Genomic DNA, 2,248 nt, shown 5'->3' on the forward strand with positions numbered 1-2,248 from the left:
CCTCGCCCTTGCGAAGGTGCTTTTCGAGCTTCCATGCGGTGTAGAACCCCGCATAGCCGCCGCCGACGATGAGGATTCTGGGCACGGTGCTGGTCACGGGAAGACAACTCCTAGATTTGGCTGCTCGGCACACGTTGCGCGCGAGCCGATCTGATGCGCCGGGTAGCAGCAGTGACACCGAGCGCAACCAGTATACCGGCCAGGGTGGCCAGCGAGAGCGGAAGCGTGCCGTAGACGAGGGTGTGTTCCGACGGCAGCAGCGGCGTGGTCGGCCGGGTGACCGTGTCTGCGGCCGGCAGCGGGGGCACGGTGACGGGGCCCGTCGTGGGTACCGGGGCGGGCGCGGCATCCGCTCGGCGGTACAGGCGGATCCACTCCCTGAGGTCACCCATCGGGTTGGCCTCGACGGCAGCCACCGGCTGCGCCACCGCCGCGGACGCATTGACCAGGCCGTAGCCGTAGAGCGGGTCGCGCGGGCCCGACGCCCCCGCCGCCGGGGTCGCCGTCTTCACGATGCGGTTGATGACGTTGGCGGCGTCGAGCTCCGGATGCGCCGAGCGGACCAGCGCCGCGATGCCCGCGACGATCGGCGCGGCACCGCTCGTGCCGTTCCACTGGACGATGTTCCCGTCCGGAGAGACGCCGAGCAGGTCCTCGCTCGGACCACTGATCCCGATGGTGATGCCCTGGGTGGATGCCTCGACGCTCGCCTTGCCCGTGCGGTCCACGCCGCCGACCGTGAGCACGCCTGGAATCGTGGCCGGCGCCCCCACCCGGTCGGTGCCGCTGCCGCGGTTACCTGCGGCGACGACCACCACGACATCGTGCTCGAGGGCATAGAGGAACGCGTCGTCCCAGCTCTGCGGCCAGTCGAGGGTGTTCGTCGTGAACGACAGGTTGATCACGTCCGCCCCGTGGTCCACCGCCCAGCGCATCGCCTCGGCCACCTGATCGGCGAACGGTGTCGACGCGGCCGCGCCGAACGACAGCGACAGCGACAGCAGCTCCGCCTCGGGCGCCACCCCGATCACGCCGGCGTCGGGGCCGGTGCCCCGGCCGGCGGCGAGGGATGCCACGAGGCTGCCGTGCGCGGCATCCACCGCTCCGACGGGGGTGCGGCCGTCGGGCGAGCCCAGTCCCGAGAAGTCCGCGCCGGCGACGACGCCGCCCAGCTCCACCGGTCCCCGCGCGACGCCCGTGTCGATGATCGCGATGCGGGTGCCGGCGCCGCGCGTGGTCTCCCAGGCTTCGCGGATGCCGTAGTCGTCGAGCCAGTACTGCGCGGCGCGCACCGGGTCGGGAACGCTCACCGGGGCCGGCGACGGCGCAGGCGCGGGCGCGGCTCCCAGCAGCCCGAAGCTGAGGAGCATCACCGTGGCCGCTGCGAGCCTGCGGCTCATGACACCCGCCCGCCCGGGTGTGCACACGTGCACCGCTCGGGCGACCAGTCCGACAGCTCCAGCGCGCGGTCGCCGATCGGGTTCACACCGGGTCCCGCCGCCAGCGCGTGCCCCGCCAGCGCATGCAGGCATTTGACCCGCGTGGGCATGCCGCCGGCGGAGATCCCGTCGATCTCGGGCACCTCGCCGTAGGGCGCACGGTCACGCAGGTACGCCTCGTGCGCACGCAGGTAGGCGGCGGCCAGATCCTCGTCCGCGGCGAGTTCGTCCGAGAGGTCCTTCATGACCTGCTCCGCTTCGAGCCTGGACATCGCGGCGGTCGCACCCGGGTGGGTGAGGTAGTAGAAGGTCGGAAACGGCGTTCCGTCGGACAGCCGCGGAGCCGTCGCGACGACGGTCGGGTTGCCGCAGACGCACCGAGCGGCGATTCCCAGCACACCCCGCGGGGGGCGACCGAGCTGCTCGCGGAGCACCGCGAGGTCGGCGTCGTCGGCAGGGTCGAACGGCGGGGTGCTCACTGCACCAGGCTACCGTGAGCAGGCTGGACAGATGCCTGTCAGGGCGCGGGTTGCTCCATGGGCTCGTCGGGCACGCCGATCTCGTACGTCACCGTCTCGGCCGTCCCGGCTGCGACGACCGAGCGCACCAGGAGCGTCATCCAGTCGCGTGGGGTCTCTTCGACGGCAGAACTCACCGGTGCCCTCTCCTGCGGCACCTCGAGCGCGGGCAGATCGTTGTCGACGAGGAACACCACCTCGCCGGGGCGGTGGTAGTACAGCCGCTCGCGCGCCTGGGTCGTGATGTAGGCCGGGTCTCCCCAGCGGTCCCGCGTCGCCTCGAGCTCGGCG

At 72.2% G+C, this 2,248-nt stretch carries 3 protein-coding genes; all 3 read right to left on the reverse strand.

The genetic code is table 11. The features are described from left to right. Positions 1 to 110 precede the first annotated feature (110 nt). On the reverse strand, positions 111 to 1,400 hold the full coding sequence (locus NQ160_RS22615; RefSeq protein WP_257517277.1) for a S8 family serine peptidase: 1,290 nt from the start codon (positions 1,398 to 1,400) through the stop codon (positions 111 to 113). After that, positions 1,397 to 1,918, reverse strand: coding sequence for a DUF501 domain-containing protein (locus NQ160_RS22620; protein ID WP_257517278.1), 522 nt, complete (start codon positions 1,916 to 1,918; stop codon positions 1,397 to 1,399). Before NQ160_RS22620 ends, NQ160_RS22615 begins: the two co-directional genes overlap by 4 nt. A 38-nt stretch (positions 1,919 to 1,956) precedes the next feature. Then, the coding region (locus tag NQ160_RS22625) for a septum formation initiator family protein (protein ID WP_257517279.1) at positions 1,957 to 2,248 on the reverse strand (292 nt) is incomplete at its 5' end.

It is taken from the genome of Microbacterium sp. zg.Y909 (genome assembly GCF_024626565.1).